The 24690-nt window shown below is 64.8% G+C and carries 20 protein-coding genes and 1 pseudogene; 12 read left to right on the top strand and 9 right to left on the bottom strand.

Features of this window, described 5'->3' with window-relative positions:
- The 8 genes and pseudogenes from B7X30_RS04090 to B7X30_RS04055 form a co-directional block, all read left to right on the top strand.
- A pseudogene (locus tag B7X30_RS04090) lies at positions 1-649 on the top strand (lipid II flippase MurJ); the annotation flags it as partial.
- A 12-nt stretch (positions 650-661) separates the two neighbouring features.
- Positions 662-1495, top strand: a complete 834-nt coding sequence (locus B7X30_RS04085) for an aldolase/citrate lyase family protein (protein ID WP_286729196.1) — start codon at positions 662-664, stop codon at positions 1493-1495.
- A 6-nt stretch (positions 1496-1501) separates the two neighbouring features.
- Positions 1502-2059 (top strand): sugar transferase, encoded by a 558-nt coding sequence (locus B7X30_RS04080; protein ID WP_286729195.1) that lies wholly within the window; start codon positions 1502-1504, stop codon positions 2057-2059.
- Positions 2060-2089: 30 nt separating this feature from the next.
- A complete protein-coding gene (gene asnB / locus B7X30_RS04075) occupies positions 2090-3892 on the top strand; it encodes an asparagine synthase (glutamine-hydrolyzing) (RefSeq protein ID WP_286729194.1) in 1803 nt (600 codons plus the stop codon).
- Positions 3889-5319 carry a CDP-glycerol glycerophosphotransferase family protein gene (locus B7X30_RS04070; RefSeq protein ID WP_286729193.1) on the top strand — a complete coding sequence of 477 codons (1431 nt, stop codon included), beginning with the start codon at positions 3889-3891 and terminating at the stop codon, positions 5317-5319. The genes asnB and B7X30_RS04070 overlap by 4 nt, the downstream gene beginning before the upstream one ends.
- 4 nt (positions 5320-5323) lie before the next feature.
- Positions 5324-6028: an acylneuraminate cytidylyltransferase family protein gene (locus tag B7X30_RS04065; protein ID WP_286729192.1), complete on the top strand. Its 705-nt coding sequence runs from the start codon at positions 5324-5326 to the stop codon at positions 6026-6028.
- A 247-nt stretch (positions 6029-6275) separates the two neighbouring features.
- On the top strand, positions 6276-7418 hold the full coding sequence (locus tag B7X30_RS04060; protein WP_286729191.1) for an N-acetylneuraminate synthase family protein: 1143 nt from the start codon (positions 6276-6278) through the stop codon (positions 7416-7418).
- A gap of 261 nt (positions 7419-7679) precedes the next feature.
- Positions 7680-8873, top strand: a complete 1194-nt coding sequence (locus tag B7X30_RS04055) for a glycosyltransferase (RefSeq protein ID WP_286729190.1) — start codon at positions 7680-7682, stop codon at positions 8871-8873.
- On the opposite strand, the gene B7X30_RS04050 is transcribed toward B7X30_RS04055, so the two are convergent.
- The 6 genes from B7X30_RS04050 to B7X30_RS04025 all read right to left on the bottom strand — a co-directional run bounded on the left by B7X30_RS04050 (position 8842) and on the right by B7X30_RS04025 (position 14315).
- A complete protein-coding gene (locus tag B7X30_RS04050; RefSeq protein ID WP_013107031.1) occupies positions 8842-9141 on the bottom strand; it encodes a hypothetical protein in 300 nt (99 codons plus the stop codon). The two genes, B7X30_RS04055 and B7X30_RS04050, sit on opposite strands and share 32 nt — an antisense overlap.
- Positions 9142-9150: 9 nt before the next feature.
- Positions 9151-9402 (bottom strand): MoaD/ThiS family protein, encoded by a 252-nt coding sequence (locus tag B7X30_RS04045; RefSeq protein WP_041608735.1) that lies wholly within the window; start codon positions 9400-9402, stop codon positions 9151-9153.
- Positions 9403-9470: 68 nt separating this feature from the next.
- The gene (locus B7X30_RS04040) at positions 9471-10757 is read right to left on the bottom strand and encodes an NAD(P)/FAD-dependent oxidoreductase (RefSeq protein ID WP_286729189.1); all 1287 of its coding nucleotides are present in this window, start codon (positions 10755-10757) and stop codon (positions 9471-9473) included.
- A 108-nt stretch (positions 10758-10865) separates the two neighbouring features.
- Positions 10866-12713: an aldehyde ferredoxin oxidoreductase family protein gene (locus tag B7X30_RS04035; RefSeq protein WP_286729188.1), complete on the bottom strand. Its 1848-nt coding sequence runs from the start codon at positions 12711-12713 to the stop codon at positions 10866-10868.
- Positions 12714-12738: 25 nt separating this feature from the next.
- A complete protein-coding gene (locus tag B7X30_RS04030; RefSeq protein WP_286729187.1) occupies positions 12739-13215 on the bottom strand; it encodes a 4Fe-4S dicluster domain-containing protein in 477 nt (158 codons plus the stop codon).
- 239 nt (positions 13216-13454) lie between these two features.
- Positions 13455-14315 carry a ferritin-like domain-containing protein gene (locus B7X30_RS04025; RefSeq protein ID WP_286729185.1) on the bottom strand — a complete coding sequence of 287 codons (861 nt, stop codon included), beginning with the start codon at positions 14313-14315 and terminating at the stop codon, positions 13455-13457.
- A 132-nt stretch (positions 14316-14447) separates the two neighbouring features.
- Between B7X30_RS04025 and B7X30_RS04020 the strand changes: the two genes are divergently transcribed.
- Complete coding sequence (locus B7X30_RS04020; protein WP_013106923.1) at positions 14448-15128, top strand: YiaD family glycine zipper/OmpA-like lipoprotein; 681 nt, start codon at positions 14448-14450, stop codon at positions 15126-15128.
- Between the two features lie 43 nt (positions 15129-15171).
- Here the strand turns inward: B7X30_RS04020 and B7X30_RS04015 are convergent, their stop codons facing one another.
- Positions 15172-16536: an HD-GYP domain-containing protein gene (locus tag B7X30_RS04015; RefSeq protein ID WP_286729182.1), complete on the bottom strand. Its 1365-nt coding sequence runs from the start codon at positions 16534-16536 to the stop codon at positions 15172-15174.
- A 172-nt stretch (positions 16537-16708) separates the two neighbouring features.
- Between B7X30_RS04015 and B7X30_RS04010 the strand changes: the two genes are divergently transcribed.
- On the top strand, positions 16709-20698 hold the full coding sequence (locus tag B7X30_RS04010; protein WP_288060649.1) for a DUF3683 domain-containing protein: 3990 nt from the start codon (positions 16709-16711) through the stop codon (positions 20696-20698).
- Positions 20699-20700: 2 nt separating this feature from the next.
- Entirely contained in the window at positions 20701-21318 is a 618-nt protein-coding gene (gene pncA / locus B7X30_RS04005) for a bifunctional nicotinamidase/pyrazinamidase (protein WP_286729178.1), read from the top strand.
- Here the strand turns inward: pncA and B7X30_RS04000 are convergent.
- Both B7X30_RS04000 and B7X30_RS03995 read right to left on the bottom strand, forming a co-directional pair.
- A complete protein-coding gene (locus B7X30_RS04000; protein WP_286729176.1) occupies positions 21258-21899 on the bottom strand; it encodes a cytochrome b/b6 domain-containing protein in 642 nt (213 codons plus the stop codon). The genes pncA and B7X30_RS04000 overlap by 61 nt on opposite strands.
- A gap of 48 nt (positions 21900-21947) precedes the next feature.
- A complete protein-coding gene (locus tag B7X30_RS03995) occupies positions 21948-23708 on the bottom strand; it encodes a tetrathionate reductase family octaheme c-type cytochrome (protein WP_286729174.1) in 1761 nt (586 codons plus the stop codon).
- A gap of 241 nt (positions 23709-23949) precedes the next feature.
- Between B7X30_RS03995 and B7X30_RS03990 the strand changes: the two genes are divergently transcribed.
- On the top strand, positions 23950-24573 hold the full coding sequence (locus tag B7X30_RS03990) for a ferritin-like domain-containing protein (protein WP_286729172.1): 624 nt from the start codon (positions 23950-23952) through the stop codon (positions 24571-24573).
- The last annotated feature ends 117 nt before the right edge of the window (positions 24574-24690 follow it).

The raw sequence follows: 24690 nt of genomic DNA, 5'->3' as shown, positions 1-24690 counted from the left end.
GCGTCTGAGTGCGGCGGAAAGCCAGGGCGATTCCGCCCGCGCGCAGTTGGAGACGCGCCAATGGCTGCGGGCGATGCTGTGGCTTTCCGCCCTCATCGCGCTGGCGGGCATGGTGGCGGCGCCGGGCGTCATTCGCCTGCTGTTCGGCTGGGGCCGCATGACCGCCGAGGCGCAGCAGCAGGTCACCGAAGCCATGCGCTGGATCTTGCTGTTGTTGCCGCTGCAGGCGGCGCAACTGGTACTGGCCACGCGGCTCAACAGCCACCGCCGTATCGCCGATCAGGTGCTGGGTTACGGCGCGGGGCTCGCCGCGCTCGCCCTCGTCGGCGCCCTGCTGCCGGTCACGTCTTGGCGCGGCTTGGCGGCGTACGGTGCGGCCTGGGGGACAGCCACCGCGGTGCTGTGGTGGCGGCTGGCGCGGCATCAGGCCGATGCGCAGTGGCGCAACGCGGGAGTGCTGCTGGCAGCGCTGCTGCTGCTGGCGGCGGCAGGCGCTGCGCTGCGATCGATGCCGCTGCCCTGGGCGCTGGATCTGGCCTTGGCCGCGGTGCTGTTCGCCGCCGGCGTGTGGGCCTTGCTGCGCTTCGACCCCTTGGGACGGCTGGTGCGCGATCGCTACACTTCCCGTCGGCTGCGCCGCGCTGCCTGAACCTTGCTCAAGATGGACTTCATCCAAATCACCAACGATCCCGACTTTGCCGCTTTCGCCGTGGGCTGCGGCGTGACGCGGATCATGGTCGACCTGGAGCAGCACGGCAAGCAGCAGCGCCAGGGCGGCTTGGGCACCTTCATTTCCGACCATGTGCCGCAGGACGTGGCCCGCGTGCGTCAGGCCGTGCCGAAAGCGGCGCTGATCGTGCGCATCAATCCCCTGCATGAGGCCAGCGCCAACGAGATCGATCAGGCCATCGCCAGCGGCGCCAGCCACCTCATGCTGCCGATGTTCCGCAGTGCCGACACTGTGGCGCAGTTCGTCGCCCTAGTGGCCGGTCGTGCCCAGACCATCGCCCTGCTCGAAACCCGCGATGCGCTGCAAAGCCTGCTGCAGTGGGCGGGTCTGGACGCGCTGGACGAAATCTACGTCGGCCTCAACGATCTGCACCGCGAACTGGGCCTGCGCTTCATGTTCCAGCCGCTGGCGGACGGCGTGGTCGATCGCGTCGCCGCCGTGGCGCAGCAGCAGGGCAAACGCTTCGGCTTCGGCGGCATCGCCCGGCTGGACGAAGGCCTGCTGCCCGGGCGTGTGGTGCTGGGCGAGCACTTAAGGCTGGGCTCGCGCAGCGTGATTCTGTCGCGCACCTTCAACCGCGAGCGCATCGAAGCCCCCGATTCCGACTGGCGGGCCATCTATGCCGCTGAAATCCATCGCCTGCATCATGCCGTTCAGGTGCTGGCGCAGCGCGAGCCCGCCGAGATCGAGAACGACCGGCTGCTGGCCATCGACCTGATCACCCGCGTCGCCCAGAGTCTGGGTTTTGCCCCGACGCCGCGCTGAACCTCCGTGGCCAAACGTCTGTTCGACATCGTGCTGGCGCTGCTGGCGCTGTTGCTACTCTCGCCGCTGATGATCGCGGCGGCGCTGGCCGTGTGGCTGGACTCCGGCCGCCCGGTGCTGTTCGCCCAGACCCGCGTGGGGCGGGGGACGCAGCCCTTTAAGCTCTACAAATTCCGCAGCATGGTGGTGGACGCGTCGCAACGCGGCCCCTACAACACGAGGCAGAATGATCCCCGCATCACCCGCGTCGGCCACATCCTGCGGCGCAGCAGCGTGGACGAACTGCCGCAACTGCTCAACGTGTTGCGCGGCGACATGAGCCTGGTCGGCCCGCGCCCCGATGTGCCCGCGCAGCGCAGCAACTACACCGCAGATCAATGGGCGCTGCGCCACCGCGTACGCCCCGGCATCACCGGGCTGGCGCAGGCGCTGTACCGCTCCAGCGCCACGCCGCAGCAACGGCTGCAGGCCGATCTCGACTATGCAAGACACCACGGCCTGCTGGTCGATCTGCGCATCATCGGCCTCACCGTGGTGCAACTGTTCCGGCGCAACGCAAACTGACCCGCGCCGTCAAAGCGCGACAATCCCGCCATGTGTGGAATTTATGGATTTTTCGACCGGACCGGCGGCGAGCTGAGTGAGCAAACCCTCGCCGCGATGGACTCCAGCCTGGTTCATCGCGGGCCGGATGACAGCGGCGCCTTCACCGCTCCAGGCGTGACGATTGGCAACCGAAGGCTCTCCATCATCGACCTCGCCGGTGGTCACCAGCCCTTCGTCAGCGACGACGGGCGAATCGCCCTGGTGCAAAACGGCGAGATTTTCAACCATGTGGAACTGCGCGCTGAGGCGCAGCGCCGGGGCGTGCGCTTCCACTCCGATCACAGCGATACCGAAGTGCTGCTGCGGTTGTATGAACGCGAAGGGCTGGGCTTCCTGCCGCGGCTCAACGGTATGTTCGCCATCGCCATCTGGGACGGGCGCGATCCCGAAAACCCTCGGCTGCATCTGGTGCGCGACCGCATCGGCGTCAAACCGCTGTTCGTGCACGACGACGGCAGGCAGGCACTGTTCGGCTCCGAGATCAAGGCCGTGCTCGCCGCGCTGCCGGGCCGTCCCGCGCTCGATCTGCCCGCGCTGCAGCACTACCTTGCCTACAACTACGCCCCGCCGCCCTTCACCCTGTTCGCGGGCGTGCGCCACGTCATGCCGGGCACGGTGCTCACCGTCGATGGCGCTGGCAGCCACACCCGCCGCTGGTGGAGCCTGGCGGCGCAGGCGCCTGCGCCGCAGACCTTCACCGCGTGGCAGGAGGAATTTCTCGATCTGCTCGACGACGCAGTGAAGCTGCGGCTGCGCGCCGACGTGCCCTTCGGCGCCTTTCTCTCGGGCGGGGTCGATTCCAGCACCGTCGTGGCGCTGATGGCGCGACACGTGCGCGAATCTGCCCGCACTTTCTGCATCGGCTTTCCCGATCCGCGCTTCGACGAATCGCCCTACGCCCGCGAGGCTGCGCAGCGCTTCGGCGCCACGCACCGCGAGCGCATCGTGCAGCCCGACATGCTCGACGACTGGGCCCGCGTGCTGTGGCACTGCGACCAGCCGCACGGCGACGCCTCGTTCATGCCCACGCGCAGCGTCAGCCAACTCGCCGTTCAGGATGTGAAAGTCGTGCTCACCGGCGACGGCGGCGACGAGCTGTTCGCCGGCTACGACAAATACGCCAGCTTCATGGCTGCCCCCGCGCTGCGCGACCTGCCCGCGGCCGACTTCGCGCGGCACTACGTGGAGCACACCGGCCTGTTCGGCGAGCAAGCCCGTGCCGCGCTGTTCCAGCCCTGGCTGCGCGCAAAGCTGGCCGATGTGGACAGCGTGCGCGACGTCGCCGCGCCGTGGTTCGAGCAGGCCGCGCACTTCGACCGCATCAATCAGATACTGTTTCTGGACATGATGTTGCTGCTGCCCGGCAACAACCTGGTGAAGCCCGACCGCATGGGCATGTCGGTGTCGCTGGAGGCGCGCACGCCCTTTCTCGATTGGCGCCTGATGGAGTTCGCCTTCCGCGCCCCTGGCGATACCAAGCTGAAGGACGGCGACAAGAAGCATTGGTTCAAACGCGCGGTCGAGCCCCTCATCGGCGCCGACCTCGCGCATCGCAAGAAGCAGATGTTCACCGTTCCCATCGGCGAGTGGTTTCGCGGGCCGCGCAAAGCCTGGCTGGCCGAACTGCTGTTCGCCCCGCAGGCGCTCGGCGCGCGGCTGTTCGAAGCCGACACGGTACGCAAGCTGTTCGACGACCATGTCTCGGGCGCGGCGAATCACACTCGCGAACTGCGCGCCCTGGCCGCGCTGGAACTGTGGGCGCAGCAGTTCGAGCCCGAGATTCCCGCATGAGCCGGGCGCAGCGCATCCTCGCCGTTGCCTACGGCGGCGGTCACATCGCCATGATGCTGCCAGTGCTGCGCGCCCTGCGCTCACGGCAGCCCGATCTCGACATCACCCTGCTGGCCCTCACCACCGCGGCCCGCGTGGCGCGCGACGCGGGTGAGGCGCCGCTGGGCTATGCCGATCTGCTGCACTTGCTATCGCCCGAAGAACAAGCTGAGGCCCTGGCACTGGGCCGCGCACTGCAGCCGGGCAACACCCATCCCGACATTCTTGAAGCCGAAACCGTGGCGTATCTGGGCATCAACGCCTGGGATCTGCGGCAGCAACTCGGCGTTGTCGCAGCCGATGCGCTGCTCGCGGCCAAAGGTCGGCAGGGCTTCCACCCGCTGCACTTTTTTCGCCGCATCGTTGCCCATCTGCAGCCCGAGCTGGTGCTGGCGACTAATTCACCGCGCAGCGAATCTGCCGCGGTCGATGCCGCCACTGAGGCCGGTATTCCCAGCCTAGTCATGCTCGACCTGTTCGCCTTGCCGGGCGATGCCTTCGCCGCGCGCAAGCGCTATCCCAGCCGGGTCTGCGTGCTGTCCGAGGTTGCGTGCGACAACCTCGTCCGGGCCGGATGGCCGCCCGAGCGCATCGCCATCACCGGCAACCCGGCCTTCGATAACCTCCATGCCCCGCAAACCCGCGCGGCCGGGCTTGCCTTGCGCGCCGAGCTGGGCGCCCCACCGCAACGCCTCATCCTGCTTGCGCTGCAACCCGAGCCCGCCACGCACCCGGCCTCGCCCGGCCGCCAGGGCGACCCGCATCTGCCCGAACGCGTGCTGCAGGCCTGCATCGACAGTGTGCGCGCGCATCCCGACTGGATCCTCATCGTGCGACCGCACCCTTCGCAGCCCGCCCCGGTGCTGGGCAATCATCCGCAACTCCACCTGTCCCTACCGTCCGAACCGCTGCACCCGCTGCTGCACGCGGTGGACGCTGTCATCACCGGCACCTCTACCGTCGCGCTCGAAGCCCATCTGGCGGGCAGGCGCGTACTGCAACTGCTCGACTCCATCGCCGCACCCGCCATGCCCTACCTCGCGCTGGGCGTGGCCGATGCCGCTTGTCACCTGACCGATCTGCCGCAGACGCTGTCCGCCCTGCTCGTGCAGCCCAGCATGGAGCGCGCAGCCGTCCGCGGCGGCCCCGCCGCCGGACCGTCCCAGGGCGGGCGTCTCCCCCTCCCAACCTCCCCCACGCCGTGGGGGAGGAGTGGCCGCTCCCTCTCCACTTGTGGGGAGGGCCGGGGTGGGGATGCCCCCCTCGGGGGGCAGCGAGGGCAAAACCCGAGCGTGGGGGCGCCCAACACCGCCGCCGACCAAGTGAGCGAGCAGGCCCTGGCCCTGCTCGCAGCCCATCCACGCCTCACTCCATCTGCCCCGGCCTGAACCCATGACCACCATCGCCACGATCTGCGCCCGCGGCGGCAGCAAAGGGCTGCCGGGCAAGAACATCCTGCCCTTCGCGGGCCTGCCGCTCATCGCGCACAGCATCCGCTTTGCGCTGCGGCACCCCGCCATCAGCGCCGTGTATGTGTCCACCGACGACCCAGAGATCGCGCACATCGCCCGCGAGGCAGGCGCCGTGGTGCCTTATCTGCGTCCGGCGGAACTGGCGCGCGACGACACCCCCAAACTTCCGGTCATCGAACACCTCGTGGCCTATCTCGAAGCGCAGGGTCAGACCATCACCCGCATCGTCGATCTGCAACCCACCTCGCCGCTGCGCATCCCCGCAGATCTCGACGGCTGCCTCGCCCGCGCCGCCGCCCCGGACGCGCCGGGGCTGGTGCTCAGCGTGTTCGACAGCGGCTTCAACCCCTATTTCAACCTCGTCGAAGAGCAGCCCGACGGCAGCGTCAGCATCAGCAAGGGCGGCGGACTGGGTGCGCGGCAACAAGCGCCCAAAGTCTGGGCGCTCAATGGTTCGATCTACGTCTGGCGGCGCGAAGCCCTGGCTCACGCCGCGCAGCACGGCCTGTGGAGCGTGCCCGTAGCGGCTTACGCCATGCCGCCGCAACGCTCGGTGGATATCGACACCGCCGACGACTTCGCCCTGGCCGAGTGGCACTATGCCCGGCAGAACTCCGGAACCTAGGAGCCTGTCGGGCTTTGGTCGTCGAGCGCGAAAATGGGGCTCAGCTTGGACAGTTTTTGCCGGATTTGCAGGCCCATAGCCCCGCTATGGGCCAAAAAGCCGGTGAAAAATGGACTGCTGCGCCCCATTTGCAGCCGACGATTCCAAAGCCCGACAGGCTCCTAGAATGAAACAACCCCCTGACTCGCTACGCTCGCCTCCCCCTGAGGGGGTGTTAGTTCCTTCGGGACGGCCGTGCGGAACTGACATGCCCAACAACCGCGTCTTGCTCATTGCCGAAGCCGGCGTCAACCACAACGGTCAACTCGACCTCGCGCTGCAACTGGTCGACGCCGCCCGCGCCGCCGGGGCCGACGCGGTCAAGTTTCAGACCTTCCGCGCCGAAGACCTCGCGCTGCCCGGCACCGCCACCGCCGCCTACCAGCAAGGCGCCACCGGCGAGACCGATCAATTCGCCATGCTGCGCAAGCTCGAACTCAGCGCCGAGCAACACCGGATCATCGCCACGCATTGCGCGCGCGTGGGCATCGAGTTCATGTCCACCCCGTTCTCGGAAGACGCGGTCGATCTGCTGGTCAGCCTCGGCGTGCGGCGGCTGAAAATTTCGTCCGGCGAAATCGTCAACCGTCCGCTGCTGACCAAAGCTGCCGCCACCGGCTTGCCGCTCATTCTCTCCACCGGCATGGCCACGCTGGAAGAAGTCAAGCAGGCCGTCGGCTGGGTACGGGCGGCGTGGGCGCTATATGGTTCACCCCTTTGCGAAGACACGCCTGACCCCGCTGCCGGGCCGCCCCAAGGCGGGGGGGGCAGCCCCCTCGGGGGGCAGCGAGGGCAAAGCACGGGCGTGGGGGCCTCTGCGCTCACCCTGCTGCAATGCACCTCCGCCTACCCCGCGCCGGATGACGCGCTCAACCTGCGCGTCATCGCCACCCTGCGCACTGAGACCGGCCTGCCCACCGGCTATTCCGACCACAGCCTAGGCAATACCGCCGCGCTCGCCGCCGCGGCCCTGGGCGCCTGCGTGATCGAAAAGCACATCACCCTCGACCGCAAGCTGCCCGGCCCCGACCACAGCGCTTCCAGCGAACCCGACGAGTTCGCCGCACTGGCGCGCGACATCCGCCGCATCGAGGCCATGCTGGGCGACGGCATCAAGGCCCCGCGGCCTGACGAGATCGACGTGCGCGCTGTGGCCCGCCGCAGCGTGGTGCTGTCCACGGCCCTGCCCGCAGGCGCCGTGCTGCAGCGCGAACACCTGCAACTGCGCCGCCCCGCCAGCGGCATTCCCGCCGCCGAGCTGGATGCCGTCATCGGCCAGCGCCTGCGCGCCGACACCCCGGCGGGCGCCGTGTTGCAGTGGGAAAACCTCAAGCGCCGAAACGGAACCTAATGCCGTTTCAGGCTTCAGCAGCCCGGCGCATCCAAGCGGGTCTGCTCGGTCGCGAGTAAAACCGGCAAAGCATTCTGCACAATATTCCTAAGGGGCTGAAGAGCGGATTTATTTCCATCATCACGCGATATGGAACCTGATTTTGCGCATTTTCTAAATCCGGACTGCGCGAAATTTACAAAATTACCGCTGCACCGTGAAACCATGACGTGGTAATTTCGTCACATGAAGTAGATATCTTCGGGTTCGCTGCAAAACATCATGCCCACAAAAAACATCGATCTGATTTATTTCAACGCCGGAGGCGGCCACCGCGCCTCGGCTCTGGCCCTGGAAAAGAGTATTGCGCAGTCGGGTTTGCCCTGGCAGGTTCGGCTGGTCAACCTCACCGACGTGCTCGACCCGCAGGGCACGCTACGCAAATACACCTTCTCTCCGGAAGACTATTACAACGCCCGTTTGGCGCGCGGCCTCACCATCGGTCTGAGGCACGAACTCAAACTGCTGCAAGGGGCGTTGCGGCTGCTGCATCCCACCCTGCTCAAAATTCTCAAGCTGCACTGGCTGCGCACCGAGCCCGATCTGGTGGTGTCGCTGATTCCCAATTTCAACCGTTCGCTGTTCGAGAGCCTGACGGCCACTCTGCCCGGCGTGCCCTACGTGACCCTGTTGACCGACCTCGCCGATTTCCCGCCTCATTTCTGGATGGAACAGGGGCAAGACCAGCACCTTATCTGCGGCTCGGCGCAAGCCGTGCAGCAGGCTTTGCAGGCCGGGTTCGATGCCGAGAAAGTGCATGCGACCTCGGGCATGATCATTCGCCCCGATTTCTACACCGAGCCCGTGGGTTTCGACCGAACGGCCAGCCTGCAGGCCTTGGGTTTTGATCCGCAGCGCCCGGTGGGGGTGGTGATGTTCGGGGGGCACGGCTCGCGCAGCATGCTGGCCATCGCCGAGCGCCTGCCTGATGTTCAACTCATTTTCATGTGCGGTCACAACGCCAAGCTGGCGACCAAATTGCGCGCCTTGCCGACTACCGCGCCGCGCCATGTGATGGGCTTTACTAGCGCCGTAGCCGAGGTGATGCGGCTGGGCGATTTTTTCATCGGCAAGCCGGGCCCCGGCTCCTTGAGCGAGGCGCTGCATCTGGGCCTGCCGGTGATCGTCACGCGCAATGCCTGGACGATGCCGCAGGAGCGCTACAACACCGATTGGGTGCGTGAAAATGGCTTCGGCCTGGTGCTGCCGAGCTTTCGCGGCATCGAGGCGGCGCTGCCCGCGTTTCTCGACGATCTTGCCGCGAGCCGCGCGCGCGTGGCCGCGTATCGCAATCGGGCGGTTTTCGAGGTGCCGCAGATTCTGCAAGACATTCTGCGCAGCGCCGAGCAGGTGCAGCTTGATGCGCAGAGCTTGATGGGCGCTTCTACCCCCCGCCTTTTTGAAAATGGGCGGTGAACTGCTGCCACCACGCCCTGCGCTTGGCGGGGTCTGCAGCGGTGAGCGACACCTCGGCCAGCCAGCGTTCGAGCACGATCAGTCCGAGCCGGGTGGGCTCGGCAGGATGCAGGCGGATGTGCCAGTCGCAACCTGCATCATGCCCTGAGTAAGCCTGCGGGCCGTCGGCGCGCAGAGTGGGGAACGCCATCGTCAGCTGCCGCGCAAACGCGCTGCGGGTGATGGCCATATCGAGTTCGCAATGAGCAGGGGCGCCTAGGCCGTACATGAAGTGTGCTCAGCCTCCAGCGACGGGCGGCCAGATCGCCAGGGTTTCACCTTCCTGCAGCACGCGGGTGTCGCGCTGGTCGGGCGCGATATAAACACCATTGACCAGAACCAGATGCACCAGCTTCCAGGGCAGGCGAAAGCGCTCCACCACGTCTTGAATGGTGGTGCCCGGCGCGATGTCGAGCGTGATCTGATGGCCCTGCCGCGGCTGCGGCAGATAGTCCGTCAGGGTGGCCATCAGCTTGAGCGTGATTTGCACGCCAGTCTGAGGCTGAGCCTGGGCAAGAGGGGATGAGGTGGGCGCATCCATGAGGGAGTGACTCGCCTTCAATGATGCACCGTATCGCCGCGACGGTCTTGCGCCTGCGCGCTGGCGAGGTAGGCTTCCATCAGGCGGGTGGGGTCGGCCAGCAGGCGGTCTTTCCAGGCGCCGAGCTTGACCCGGCCTTCGACTAAGCCGCGCAATACGCCGATGTGCTGCGTCGTGCCGATGCTGTTGCTGCCCACCATCACATCGCCCTCGAATTGCAGGCTGAGGTGTTTGTATCCTGCCCGGTCGGTCAGCTCCACGCCTTGCCCTCCTTTCACGCCCTGCCATTGGCCGAAGCTGCTGGAGATCAGTCCCAGGGTGTCGAGCACGTTGATCTGCGTCACTCCGCGCAGCTGGGTGCGCCGACCGGCCATATTCATGGCTGCGACATACGCCTGATCGACCGCGTTGGGCTGGATGGCGCTGACCATCGGCTTGCCGTAAAGCATGTCGAACGCCTCGGCGCAATCTCCAGCGGCAAAGATGCCGGGAACATTGGTCTGCAGGTGTTCATCGGTGAGCACGCCTTGCAGGCAATGCACGCCAGAGCCTTCGAGAAAACCGATATTGGGCTTGACGCCGGCCGCCGAAATCACCAGATCGGCGGGCAGACGTTCGCCGGTGGACAGGCGCACGGCCAGCGGGGCGGCTATGTCGCTGGGGTTGGATTCGATGGACTCGATGCGCGCGCCGGTGTGCACCGTCACGCCCTTGCCCTGCACCCAGTCGCGGATCATGCCGCCGGCGGTTTCGCCCATCATGCGCGGCACCATGCGGTCGCCCATTTCCACCACGGTGAGCTGCACCCGGCGGCGCACCAGACTTTCCATGATGATGCAGCCGATGAAGCCCGCACCGAGCTGGATGACCCGCGCGCCGGGCACGGCGAACTGGGTGATGGCGCGGGCGTCTTCCAGTGTCCAGCAGGTATGCACCCGCTGAGCGTGAATGCCGGGAATGCGCGGCAGCGTCGGCGTGGACCCGGTGGCGATCAGCAGGGTGTCGAAGGACAGCGTTTCACCGGATTCGAGGGTGAGGGTTTTGCGCGCCGCGTCGAGCGACTTCACCCGCGCATGGCGCAGGCTGACGCCGATCTGCCTGAAGTGCTGCGGGTCTTTGCGCAGCCAGGTGCCGCGCTCGGTGATGTCGCCGTGCAGCAAGTACGGAATCGCCATGCGCGAATACGGCGGCCCTTCTTCGTCGCCGATCAGGGTGATGGTGTCTTCGGTGGCGCTGTGCTTGCGCAGGGTTTCTGCAGCAACGACACCCGCGGGGCCGTTACCGATGATGATGTGATGTTTCATGGGGTCTGCCTCGATTCCGAGCCGATCTCACGCCGTCCACCATCCCCCCAAACCGTAGGGGAGGTGGTGGGTGCACAACCCTCCCCACGCGTGGGGAGGGGGCTCCAGTCAAAGCCCGAGCCGCGTGCGGGTTTCGGGCTTGAGCGTGCCTTCCGGAGTCCAGCCGCGCAGCTCGTAATACCGGGGCAGCATCTCGGGCAGCTTGTTGGTCAGCCCCTTGGCCGGGCCGGTCTTGGCGGGCTCTTTGAGCAGACGCGGCGGCAAGGTGTCGTCCTTGGCGGTGAAGCCCGCGCGGTTGTTGTAGTCGCGCTCCATGTTCCAGATGCGCTCGCCTATGGTGTTCAACTCGTCCATGGTGAACTCTTCCAGGCAGGCGGCGGCAAGCTGCGGCTGCACGTCGGCCAGCGTCCAGGCGAAACTGGTGAACAGGCAGATACCGGCAGAGTCGAACACGGCGGTGGCGTCCTGAAACGCCTTGACCAGTTCGGGCTTGCCGTCGGCCACCAGCGGGTCAGTCTTGACCGGAATGCCCAGCACTTCCGAAGCCACCGTGTAACCGCGCAGATGGCAGGCGCCGCGGTTGCTGGTCGCGTAGGCCAGACCCATGCCTTGAATGCCACGCGAGTCGTAGGCCGGGAACTCCTGGCCCTTGACGCTCATGCTCAGTTCCGGGTGGCCGTACTTAGCCGTCAGGCGTTTGCTGCCCAGCGCCAGTTCCTTGCCGAAGCCCTCGCCGCGGGCGGTGATTTCGGCGAAGTAGGTCAGCGCCTTGGCCGAGCCGAAAGGTGCTTCCACGCCGAGTTGTTCCTTGGTCAGCAGGCCCATGTCGTACAGCTCCATCACCGCGCCCACGGTGGCGCCGAAAGTGATGGGGTCCATGCCGTCTTCGTTGCAGAGGAAGTTGGCGTAGGTCAGCGCCTCCAGATCGTTGACGCCGTTGGCCGAGCCCAGCGCCCAGGCGGCTTCATATTCCAGACCGCCCGATGCGCCCCAATACTGCGGCTTGTTCTCGACGCTGAAATGGTGTTCGTCGATCTTGCTGATGCGGCCGCAGGCGATGGTGCAGCCAAAGCAGGCCTGGTTGGTGACCAGATTGGGCTTGCCATCGGTTTTGCGCGGCTCGTGCATGGCCTCGCCGGAGATGTCTTTCGCGCCTTCGAATTGCACGTCGCGGTGGTTACGCGTGGGCAGGGCGCCGATTTCGTTGATCACGTTCATCAACACCTGGGTGCCGTATTTGGGCAGTCCCTGGCCGGTGACGGCGTTGTCGTGCAGCACTTTTTTGCCTGCGTTGACCGCAGCCATGAACGCCTTGGGGTCGCGCACATTGCCCACGCCCAGGGTGCCACGCACCGCGATGGCCTTGAGGTTTTTGCTACCCATCACCGTGCCCACGCCCGAGCGACCGGCGGCGCGGTGCAGATCGTTGACGATGGCCGCATACATCACCCCGTTTTCACCCGCACGGCCGATGGAGCTGACGCGGATCAGCGGGTCTTGGTGATGGTTCTTGATCCACGGCTCGGTTTCCCACACGGTCTTGCCCCAGATCGGCGAGGCGTCGAGCAGTTCGACCTTGTCATTTTCGATGGACAGATACACCGGCTTGGGCGATTTGCCTTCGACGATGATCATGTCCCAGCCCGCCATCTTCAGCTCGGCGCCGAAGTAACCGCCCGAATTGGAGCAGGCGATCGCGCCGGTCAGCGCGCCTTTGGTAATCACCGAATAGCGCCCGCCGGTGGACGCCATGGTGCCGGTGAGCGGCCCGGTGGCGTAAATCAGCTTGTTGTCGGGCGAGAGCGGATCGACCTTGGCGTCGACCTCCTCGACGAAATACTTGGTCGCCAGCCCGCGCTGGCCGATGTACTCGCGCGCCCACTGCCTATTCAGCGGCTCGCTCTTGATGGTGCCTTGCGTGAGGTTCACGCGCAGAATTTTTCCGGCCCAGGTCATGGTCGTCTCCTCAATGTGGTTGCGGTCAGGCTGCGGCGTTCTGGTTGCCCAGCTTGTCGGCCCATTGCTGCATGCGCGACAAGCCGGTCCAGCTGGCATCGACATAGGTGATAGCGCCAGTGGGGCAGGCTTCGGCGCAGGCCGGCTCGCCGCCGCACAAGTCGCATTTCTGCACCTTGCCAGTATCGGCCACATAGTTCACCGTGCCGAATGGGCAGGCGATGGTGCAGACCTTGCAGCCCACGCAAACATTTTCGAGCACGACCTTGGCGCCCGTGGCGGCGTCGAGCTTGATGGCCTCTACCGGGCAGGCGTGCAGACACCAGGCTTCGTCGCACTGGGTGCAGGTATAGGGCACCTTGCGGCCAGTCTCATGGAAGTCGAACACCTTGATGCGGCTTTTTGAGGTGTTGAAAATTCCGTAGTTTTCATACGAGCAGGCCATCTCGCATTGCAGGCAACCCGTGCACTTGTCAGGGTCGATATGCAGGGACTTTTGCATCTTGCATCTCCTCGATTGTTATGGACATCTGAGCCACTTGACCGCGCTGCACGCCCGGTACTTGCTGCGAACGGGCCTGATGCGGCTTTGACCATCGCAATATAGGCCGTGGTTCTGAAGGGTGAAAGCGGGCGAAATGCTTTGCCCGACTAGGGCGCTCGGGTATGTGCCGGAGCGTTATCCACCTGCTGTGCAACGGGAGAAACCACGAAGCTCGCGGCGGGCTTTCGCGCCCGAATTCACGCGGCCATCACCCGCCGCGCCAGATGGGTCAAAGGCCGCTCGATCAAATACTCCATACGGTGCGGCAGCGCCAGCGGCTTGAGCAGCATCTTCACCGCCTGCTCCATCGGAAGCCGCGCGCCCACATGGTGGTACAGACGTTGGCAGATATGCTCGAAAGGTACATCGCCGACTGCATCGAAGTGGGGCTGGAACAGCCAGACGTGACGCAGCGCGATGTCGGAGTCGCTGGTGCGCAGTTCAGCCAGCCGACGCTTGAGCGCGCCGAGAATGCGTGCGCGCGACAGATTGCGCTCGGCGTTGATCTCTTTGAAGTAGCGGTAAAAGTGCTTGTAGTGCTGCACCTCGTCGACACGAATGTGCTCGGCCAGTTCGTTGAGAACCGGCTCGCAAGTGAAGTCGCGCAGGGTCTGGTAGTAAGTGGCCGTGCCGGTTTCCACCACACAGCGGGCGACGAGTTCCAGTGCGCGGTCGTCTTCAAGTTCTTCGACGGTGCACAGGCGCGAGTATTCGCTGAAAAAAGAAGCGTAGGCTGCCTCCCAGTCGAACTCGGGCCAGACGGTCTGCACATAGGTCTTGAGCGCGCGGCCGTGCTGCAGTTCTTCCGGTTCCCACTGATGCTGCAGCCAGTCGGAAATAGCGGGATAGGCGTCGAAATGTTCGACCAGATTGCGGGTGTAGGTTTCCGAGCCCGACTCGACAAAAGAAGCGCTGGCCAGCAGATAGAACAGTTCGACGTTGTCGTGAACCGACTCGGTGTGGATACGCGGGTAATCGATCCAGTCCAGCGTCCAGTGCGGTTGATGGTCTGACGCGCTTCGGCCGGGGGATGGGGATGTTGGAGTGGCGCGGTTCATAAGATGACTTTCTACCCTGTCATGCTTCAAGCATAGACTGAAAATTCGACATCACAGTTCCTCACACGCCTCCCAACCCGTCTAAACTTGTCACAAGGCATGACCTCTTCACATTGGCACAAGGAGCCCTTCATGAAGTCCCAAAAAACCCTGGCAGTCGTTCTCTCCGCCAGCCTCGTCGCGCTGTCGCTGGGCGGCTGCGCGAACATGAATGAGTCGCAGAAAACCACCGCCTCCGGTGCGGGCATCGGCGCCGCTGCCGGGGCTGTGATCGGCGCTTTGACGGCGGGCGGCAACACCGGCAAGAGCGCCGCAACTGGCGCGGTAGCGGGTGCGGCAGTGGGCGCCTTGGGCGGCTATTTGTGGAACCAGCATCTGGAGAAGCAAAAGCAGGACTTGCAGGCTCAGGCGCAGGCCTCGGGGACGGGCGTGCAGGTCACGCAAACGCAGGACAATCGTCTCAAGATGAACGTGCCGGCCGATGCAGGCTTTGCCACGGGCAGCGCGCAGCTCAACCCGCGCATGTATCCCATTCTGGAAAGCCTGGCCACCGGCCTGAATCAGAACCCGTCTGAAACCGTGCAGGTGTTCGGTTTCACCGACAACACGGGAACCGACGCGATCAACTACCCGCTTTCTGAAAACCGCGCGCTGACGGTGAAGAACTTCCTCGTGTCGCGCGGCGTGGCGCCGCAGCGCGTCACCACCCAGGGACTGGGCCCGCAAAACCCGGTGGCGAGCAACGCCACGGCACAGGGCCGCGCCGCCAACCGGCGGGTGGAAATTTATGTGGCCATGCCAGCCCAGCGCTGAGACGGTGCCGCCCTGTGCGGTGCTCCACTAGCAGCGCTGCACTTCAGGCGGCGACGGCCATGGGTTCCGGTATCGGGCGCTCCAGCAGCTCCACGGTTTTGCACAACGCGTCGAAACACTGGGGGTCAAGCGCGGTGCCTACGGTCTTGGACATGATCTGCAGGGTTTCCGGGATGGGCACGGCGCCGCGGTAGGGCCGGTCGGCGGAAATGGCGTCGAAGATGTCGGCGGTGGTGATGATGCGGGTTTCCAGCGCAATGTGTTCGGCGGTGAGGCGGCGCGGGTAGCCGTTGCCGTCGAGCCGCTCGTGATGCGCGGCGCTGACGCGGGCCAGATCGGAGAAGGCGCTGATCCGTCCCAGAATCCGCTCTGTGTAGGTGGCATGCATCTGCACGGCCTGCCATTCGGCCGCGTCGAGTTTTCCGGCCTTGTCGAGTATCGCATTGCTCACGCCGAGCTTGCCCACGTCGTGCAGCAGTGCGCCGCGGTACAGCCAGCGGCGTCGCTCGGGCGCGAAATCAAGCTGGGTGGCGATGTGGTCGGCGTAGAGCGCCACGCGGGCGCTGTGTCCGGCGGTGTAGGGGCTTTTGGCATCGACAATCTGACCGAAGGCGGCGGCGATTTCGTCCAGATAGTCTTCGTCCAGCGGCACGCAGCATTGCGCGGGCTCCAGTGCGAGAACCTGGTGGTCGAGATCGGGGGCGCGCAGCGTCTGCCAGAAGCCTTCGCGTTCCGAGAGGGCGAGAAAGGCATCGACCAGTTCAGGGTCGAACCAGCCGCCGCGCCGACGGAGTACTTCCTCGCGCGCTTCGGCCGGGCCGCTGGCGGTGAAAAACACATCGACCACCTGCGACAGCAAGGCCAGCCGGGCGTAGAGCGGAATGTGCTCGCCCGTCAGACCTTCGGGTTTGCCGCTGCCATCCCAATGTTCATCCAGTCCGTGGATGCCTTGGGCGACGTTTTCGGGAAAGCGCAGTTGCCGCGCAATGTCGGCGCCGCGCTGGCAGCGGGTCTGAATGAGTTCCTGCGCGATGTCACTGCCATTGCGAAAGATGTTGAGCGTGGCGCGAAAGCGCTCGGCCAGGCCACTGCGCAGACCCGTGTGATCGAGCACGAAGCGCAGCACATGCGGCAGGCTGCCGTCGAGCAGCTTGAAGTCGCGCTTGAATTGCAGATCGTCGGCGAGGTAGAGCTCGCAGATGCGGGCGGCATTACTGCTGCAGCCCAGGTCTTTGAGCAGCAGGGTGTAGTACAGCTCCCATTGCTGCGGAGCGGGCAGGCCGATTTCTCGACCGACCGACATGCCGATCCAGGCGCAGCGCACGCAGTGGCCTTCGGGCTGGCCCTCGGTCATGTCGAGCGCGTGACTGAGGGCGCTCATCAGTTCGGCGAGTTTGAGATTTTCCATGCGGGCAGCATAGAAGCCAGGGATTTCCCGAGTTTGTTGTGTTGCACCATCTGATCGGCGCTTGCGTGAAATTTGTCACGAAAATGCCCTGAGCGTTGTTCTCATATGGAAATAACAGCCTCCCTACAATGGCGGTTTATCTCCCCCGCTCCGCCTGCCGGACGCCGCTGCGATGAACGCCCCCGCTTCACACGCTCCTGAATTAATGCCCACCTTGGGCGCAGACGCGGCCGATGCCGCCCCCCGCCTGCGCGAAATTCCGTACAACTACACTTCCTTCTCCGACCGCGAAGTGGTCATGCGCCTGCTGGGCAGAGAAGCCTGGGACTGGCTCAACCAGTTGCGGCAGGAACGTCGCACCGGGCGTTCGGCGCGCATGTTGTACGAGGTGCTGGGCGACATCTGGGTGGTGCAGCGCAACCCGTTTTTGCAGGACGATTTGTTGCAGAGCCGCAAACGCCGTGCCGCGCTGATCGGTGCGCTCGAACACCGCCTGCGCGAAATCGACCGCCGCCGCGACGACAGCGCGCACAGTGGCAACTCGGACGCGCAGCGCGACGCCCTGGTGCGTCAGTTGCTCGACCGCGCCCGTGGGGCCGTGGCCGCCTTCGCCGCCTGGTTCGACGAGGCCGCGGCGCTGCGCCAGCGCGCCCGCAAGGTGCTGGGACGGCACAGCGCGCAGGGCGCGATTCGCTTCGACGGCATGGCGCGGGTGTCGCATGTGACCGACGCCACCGACTGGCGGGTGGAATATCCCTTCGTCGTGCTCTGTCCCGACAGTGAGGACGAGATTGCCGGGTTGGTGCGGGGCTGCATCGAGCTCGGGCTGACCATCATCCCGCGTGGAGGCGGCACCGGCTATACCGGCGGCGCGATTCCGCTGGTGTGGAAGAGCGCGGTGATCAATACCGAAAAGCTCGACCGCATCGGCGCGGTCGAATACCTCGAACTGCCTGGCGTGGCCCACCCGGTGCCCACCATCCACACCCCGGCCGGGGTGGTGACGCAGCGCGTCTCCGACGCGGCCGACGCCGCTGGACTGGTGTTCGCCGTCGATCCCACCTCGGCCGACGCCTCCTGCGTGGGCGGCAATGTGGCGATGAATGCGGGCGGCAAAAAGGCCGTGCTGTGGGGTACAGCCATCGACAACCTCGCGTCCTGGCGCATGGTCGATCCGCAAGGTCGTTGGGTGGAGGTGCAGCGGCTCGACCACAACCTCGGCAAGATTCACGATGTGGATGTGGCCCGCTTCGAGGTGCGCACCTTGGCGGCCGACGGCGTGACCTTGCTGGAGCAGCGGCTGCTGGAAATTCCCGGCGCGCGCTTCCGCAAGGAGGGGCTGGGCAAGGACGTGACCGACAAATTCCTCGCGGGCCTGCCGGGTGTGCAGAAAGAGGGCTGCGACGGCATCATCACCAGCGCCCGCTGGGTGTTGCACAAAATGCCGCCGCATGTACGCACCGTCTGCCTGGAATTTTTCGGCCAGGCGCGCGAGGCGATTCCCAGCATTGTCGAGATCAAGACCTTTCTCGATGCCCGACCGGGCGGCGCCATTCTGGCGGGCCTGGAACATCTGGATGACCGTTACCTCAAGGCCGTGGGCTACGCCCCCAAGAGCGCGCGCGGCACCCTGCCCAAGATGGTGCTGTTCGGCGACATCGTCGGCGAAGATGAAGCCGCCGTGGCCCGCGCTGCCTCTGAAGTGGTGCGCATGGCCAATGCGCGGGTGGGCGAAGGCTTCATCGCGGTGAGTGCCGAAGCGCGCAAGAAGTTCTGGCTCGACCGCAAGCGCACCGCGGCGATCGCCCGACACACCAACGCCTTCAAGATCAATGAAGACGTGGTGATTCCACTGCCGCGCATGGGCGAATATGTCGATGGCATCGAACACATCAACGTCGAGCTGTCGCTGAAAAACAAGCTGGCGCTGGTGGCCGAGATCGACCGGACGCTGCGCGGCACGCTGCCGCTGGCGCGCAACGAAGAGCTGGCCGATGGCGAGCCTGCGCTGTCCAAGGAAGACCTGGAGGCCAAGCGCGCCCAGGCGCTGGAACTGCTGGCGGCAGTGCATGCGCGCTGGTCGTTCTATCTCGATCAGCTCGACAGGCCTTTGGCGGAACTGCCCGATGCACAGCGCGCGCTGTTGTCTGCATCGCCCGCATTGCTGGCGCTGCCTGCGGGGGCAAGTGCCGAAGGCCGCACGCTGTTCCACCTGCTGCAGGATCATTCCCTGCGCGCCTCTTGGAAGGCCGAGTTGCGCAAGCCTTTGGCGGCGGTGTTTTCCGGCGGCTTGTTCGAACCGCTGCGCCGCGAGATCGACGCCATTCATCAGCGCGTGCTCAAGAGCCGCGCCTGGGTGGCGCTGCACATGCACGCGGGCGACGGCAATGTGCATACCAATATCCCGGTCAACTCCGACGATTATTCGATGCTGCAGCAGGCGCACGACGCGGTGGCCCGCATCATGGCGCTGGCGCGCAGCCTGGGCGGGGTGATCTCGGGCGAGCACGGCATCGGCATCACCAAGCTGGAGTTTCTCACCGAAGCCGAGATCGGCGCTTTCCGTGCGTACAAGCGCGAAGTCGATCCCGAAGGGCGTTTCAACAAGGGCAAGCTGCTCGACGATCCGGCGTATCCGGCCGATCTGCGCAACGCTTACACGCCCAGCTTCAACCTGATGGGGCACGAGTCGCTCATCATGCAGCAAAGCGACATCGGCGCCATCAGCGCCTCGGTGAAGGACTGCCTGCGCTGCGGCAAGTGCAAGAGCGTGTGCGCCACGCATGTGCCGCGCGCCAATCTGCTGTATTCGCCGCGCGACAAGATTCTCGCCACCTCGCTGCTGATCGAGGCCTTCCTGTACGAAGAGCAGACCCGGCGCGGGGTGAGCATCCGGCATTGGGAAGAGTTTGAAGACGTGGCCGACCACTGCACGGTCTGCCATAAATGCGTGACGCCCTGCCCGGTGGACATCGACTTCGGTGATGTCACCATGAATATGCGCAACCTGCTGCGCAAAATGGGCAAGAAGAGCTTCAAGCCGGGCAACGCGGCGGCGATGTTCTTCCTCAATGCAACCAATCCGCAGACCATCAAGCTGGTGCGCAGTGCCATGGTGGACGTGGGCTTCAAGGCGCAGCGCCTGGCTACGCGCCTGCTCAAACCCGCCGCCCGCGCGCAGACCGCGGCGCCTAAGCTCACGGTGGGCAAGCCGCCGATCCGCGAGCAGGTGATTCACTTCGTCAACAAGCCCATGCCGGGCGGCCTGCCGAAAAAAACCGCGCGCGCGCTGCTCGACATCGAAGACAAGGATTTCGTGCCCATCATCCGCAACCCGCGTGGCACCTCGGTGGACAGCGAGGCGGTGTTCTATTTTCCGGGCTGCGGCTCAGAACGCTTATTCAGCCAGGTCGGGCTGGCGACGCAGGCCATGCTGTGGCATGCGGGGGTGCAGACCGTGCTGCCGCCGGGCTATCTGTGCTGCGGTTATCCGCAGCGCGGCTCGGGGCAGTTCGACAAGGCGGAGAAGATCATCACCGACAACCGGGTGCTGTTCCACCGCGTGGCCAATACTCTCAACTACCTCGACATCAAGACCGTGGTGGTGAGCTGCGGCACCTGCTACGACCAGTTGCAGGGCTATGAATTCGAGAAGATTTTTCCGGGTTGTCGCATCATCGACATCCACGAATTCCTGCTGGAGAAGGGCTATAGCCTCAGCCCCGGCGGCGCGGCGGGCGAGGTCAAGTACCTCTATCACGACCCCTGCCACAGCCCGATGAAAACGCAGGAGCCGATGAAAACGGTCAAGGCGCTGCTGGGCGACGGCGTGCTCAAGAGCGAGCGCTGCTGCGGCGAGAGCGGCACGTTTGGCATCTCACGGCCCGACATCGCCACGCAGGTGCGTTTTCGCAAGGAAGAAGAGCTGCGCAAGAACGAGCTGGCGCTGCGCGCCGATGGTTTTGCCGGGGACATCAAGATTCTGACTTCTTGTCCGTCGTGCCTGCAGGGGCTCACGCGCTATGGCAGCGATCTGCAGCATGGCTTGCTCGAAGCCGACTACATCGTGATCGAAATGGCGCGTCACCTCATCGGCGAAGACTGGATGGCCGACTACGTCAAGGCGGCGAACAACGGCGGCATCGAGCGCGTGCTGGTGTGAGCATGAAGTCTGCCCCCGTGCTGCTGGTGATCGACGTGCAGAACGGTTTTTGCACCGGAGGCGGCCTGCCGGTGCCGGATGGCGAAGCCGTGGTGCCGGTGATCAACCGGCTGGCGGCCAAGTTTTCGCAGGTGGTGTTGACGCAGGATTGGCACCCGCCGGGCCATGCGTCCTTCGCCAGCGCGCATCCGGGACGGCAGCCTTTCGAGACCATCACCTTGCCCTACGGCCCGCAGGTGCTGTGGCCGGATCATTGCATTCAAGGTACGCACGACGCGGCCCTTCACCCCGATCTGCACATTGCGCACGCTCAAGTCCTCATTCGCAAAGGCTGGCGGGCGGGCATCGACAGTTACTCGGCCTTCATGGAAGCCGACCGCAGCACGCCCACCGGCTTGACGGGCTATCTGCGCGAACTGGACGTGCGCGAACTGGTGTTGTGCGGATTGGCCACGGATTTCTGCGTAGCCTGGAGCGCCTTGGACGCCCGGGCTGCAGGTTTTGAGGTGACCGTGGTGGAAGATGCCTGCCGCGCCATCGATCTCAACGGCTCGCTGGATCAGGCCTGGGCGCAGATGCGCGCCGCCGGAGTGCGGCGCGCAATGTCCATCGCGTTCTGATCAGACGTTTTCGCCGGCGTGTGGCCCGTGGTGGTGAGATAGACGTGGATGATGAAAAAAATCAGCATCATGTAAGCGCCGATGGTGTGCGCCCAGGCCACAGTCTGCAGGCTGATGCCCCATTGCCGCCAGATAGGCCAGGCGCCCCAGTCGGCGAAGAACAGCAGCCAGATGCCGCTGATCCAGATAATGGGATTGATCATCAGCTTCACCCACAGATAGGCCAGGCGTTGCAGCGGGTTGTGCTTGCGCGCGACGGTCTGGTGATAGGGATGTTCCTCGCCGCGGAACATGCCATAGGCGTAATGCCGTGCGACCAGAAAAATCTTGTCGAATGTGGGGATGTATTGCTTCCATTCCCCGGTGGTGAAGTGCCAGAAGATGGCGAACACCCACAGGGTCACCAGCGCCCAAGCCGCAAAGGTGTGAATGCGCAGCGCGGTAAGGAACTCCGCGCCGAGGTCATACAGGCCGTGGATGCGAAAGCCGGTCAACATCAGCAGGATGATCAGCGCGGCCTGGCTCCAGTGCCAGAAGCGCTCGAACCGCTTGAACAGGATGACGTGTTTTTTGTGTGACATGACGAATTCCTCGAAGTGTCTGTGTGAGGTTGCACTGCGGGCTGCGGGTCAGTGGCTCTTGCTGCCGGGCTTGTTGCGGCGGCGCAGCCACAGAAAACTGCGGATGCCGCCATGCACCATCACCCCGGCCAGACTCAGCCCGGCAACGCCCAGGCCGATGGTCTCGATCCAGCTCTGATGGTCTTTGTCGCGACCCGGGATGTAGATGCCGTCGATCTTTTCCAGCCGACCGTTGTTGCTGTGGCATTGCGCGCAGCTCAGCGCCTTGTCCTTGGGTGCGACCATATGCGTGATCGGCCAGGTGGTGGTGGTCTTGACGAATTCGTACTTGCCCGACCACTCCAGCCCCGCCTCCTTCATGCCGGCGGCGATGGACTTTTGCCAGTCCATGGTGTGCCAGTAGGCCGCATCGTCGAAGCCTGCGTTGTGGATGGCGAGCAGGCGGTGCATCTCCGGGTCGTAGGGCTGGGTGCCCTTCATGGTCTTCACCGGCCAGATGCGTGATTTGCCATCGGTAGCGCTGCCGCCGTACTGGTTGATGGCGACGACCCCGTCTTTGTTAGGCGTCACGTTCTCGCCGATGTTCATCCACTTCACCGCGCCGTTGAACCAGGTGTAGTCGGGCACGACGTTTTCACCCAGTTTGAACTGGCCTTTGATGCCGAGGTAAGTGGGGTGGCCGTGCTCGTCCTTGATGACCAGGGGCTTGCCGTCCGGGCCGCGCTGGCCGGCCTTGGAATAATCCCATTCCATTTTGGTGGGCACGCCGCCGCGGGCGAACTCGGGGATATGGCAGGTCTGGCAGGCGATATTGCGGGTGTGCATGTTCAGGTCCTGCGCCAGACTGCCCTTGTGCGGGGTGTCGCCGTGGCAGGACTGGCAGCTTGCCGCGCTGCCCATATTGTGTTGGCTGCCGCGCACATACTGTCCGCCCTCGTGCTTGGCGTCGAGCTTGTAGTGGCTGCCGCTGACCTCGTGTCCGCCGGTGGCGTGGCAGGTCTGGCACTGGAAGTTCAGCCCGTCCTTGGCCATATGCACGTCGAGTGATTTGGGCGGATTAATCAGCGAGCTGTCCAGGTCGCCATGCTTCACGCCGTCTCCTCCGCCGCCGTTGAAGTGGCAGGTACCGCAGTTGGCGCGCGAGGGCGCGCCCACATGCTGCGCGATCAGGGCCAGATCGATCGGTTCGATGAACTTGCCCGAGCCAGGCGGCATTTCGATGCGGGTGGTGGGCGGGTTGCCCGACTGATAGGGCGCTTTGACGTATTTGCCGGTCTGGTCGTGACAGACTAGGCAGTCCACATCGGTATCGGGGCGTTTGCTGAAGGCGACGAACTCGCCGCTTTTCGCATCGCCGTAGCTGACATGACAGCCGGTGCAGAACTGCTGGTTGCTCGGCGTGGACACGCAGAAGTTGTTCATCACCTTGTTCTTGCCGACGATGCGCTTGGAGTCCTGCTCCACCTCCTCCCACTTCCAGTGGATGGTGCCCTTGATCTGCTTGGCCGCCTCGGTGTGGCAACTCAGGCAGGCGGCGGTGACTTCGGAGCCGCTCTTGAACGGACCCTGCAATTCCTTGAACTTGCTGTGATCCGCCGTGGTTTTTGTGCCTGTAGGCATTTTGGGCACCACGCGGTAAGGCGAGTGGATGTCGACCTCGGCTATCGCCGACTGCGGCGCCGACGGAGGGATAGACGCAGCAGGGTTGGCCAGGGCTAGCGGGGCGCTGGTCGCAACCGCGCAGACAGCGGCCAGACGAAGCCAGAAGCCGAAGCGGGCGGCAGGCGCGAAGCGGTGGGTAAACGGCATGACGAACACTCCAGTCGGTGTGCGAAACGGATCAATCAGGAGCGCATGGTTGCAGATACATACAGTTGCAAAAGTGACAGGACGCAAAAACTTCCCAGCCCGATATGCCGGAATTGCAATCTTTTGATCTGGGATAAATGAATCGCGTGGCTTGAATCCGTTTTGCCCGCTGGCGCGTAATTCGAACAACAGCCGCACAGAACGCGCTGTTCTCGTTTTTTCTCTTTCAGGAGGTTTCACCATGCAACGCACGCAAGCCGCAGCCCACACCGCCCTTTCCCCTTCCGCCGCCCCCGAGGATTCCAGCGGGCAGGGTGCCAGCCGCCGTCAGTTCTTCCGCGTCGGCGGCCTGTTCGCCGCGGGGCTGGCCGCTTCCAGCGCACTGGCACCAGCAACGAGTTGGGCAGGGACGATGTCCCAGTCGACCACGGACGACATCGCCATTCTCAACGTCGCGCTCGGGTTGGAATATCAGGCCATCGCTGCCTATCAGGTTGGCGCCGAATCGGGTTTGCTGGAAAAGCCGGTGCTCGCCGTGGCCGTGAAGTTCCAGGGACAGCACAAGGCGCATGCCGAGGTGCTGTCGTCCACCATCGGCAAGCTGGGCGGCACGCCGGTCATGGCCAAGAAGCCCGCTGAGTACGGCTTCCCCACAGCCTCGCTCAAATCGCAGGCCGACGTGCTGGAATTCGCCGCCGGGCTGGAAAAGGGCGCGGCCAGTGCCTATCTGGGCGCGGTGCCGCAATTCCACAACAAAGATCTCGCCAAGGCCGCGGCCAGCATCATGGGCGACGAGACCATGCACTGGGCCATTTTGCTCAACGCCTTGGGCAAAGACCCGGTGCCTGCGGCGTTCATCGTCTGATCGCCGGGGGCATCCCGAACAGCGGGTGCGGCGCGATGTCGGTAACATTCGCCGCAAACCCGCCTGCTTTGCGGCACGCCTTCATCGGGCGGCGCTGCGAACGCCGGGTTGCCCCTC

Origin of the sequence: Thiomonas sp. 13-64-67 (assembly GCF_002282795.1) — a bacterium.
In the GTDB taxonomy this organism is placed as follows: domain Bacteria; phylum Pseudomonadota; class Gammaproteobacteria; order Burkholderiales; family Burkholderiaceae_C; genus Thiomonas; species Thiomonas arsenitoxydans.
This window is presented reverse-complemented; position numbering and strand designations above follow the sequence as displayed.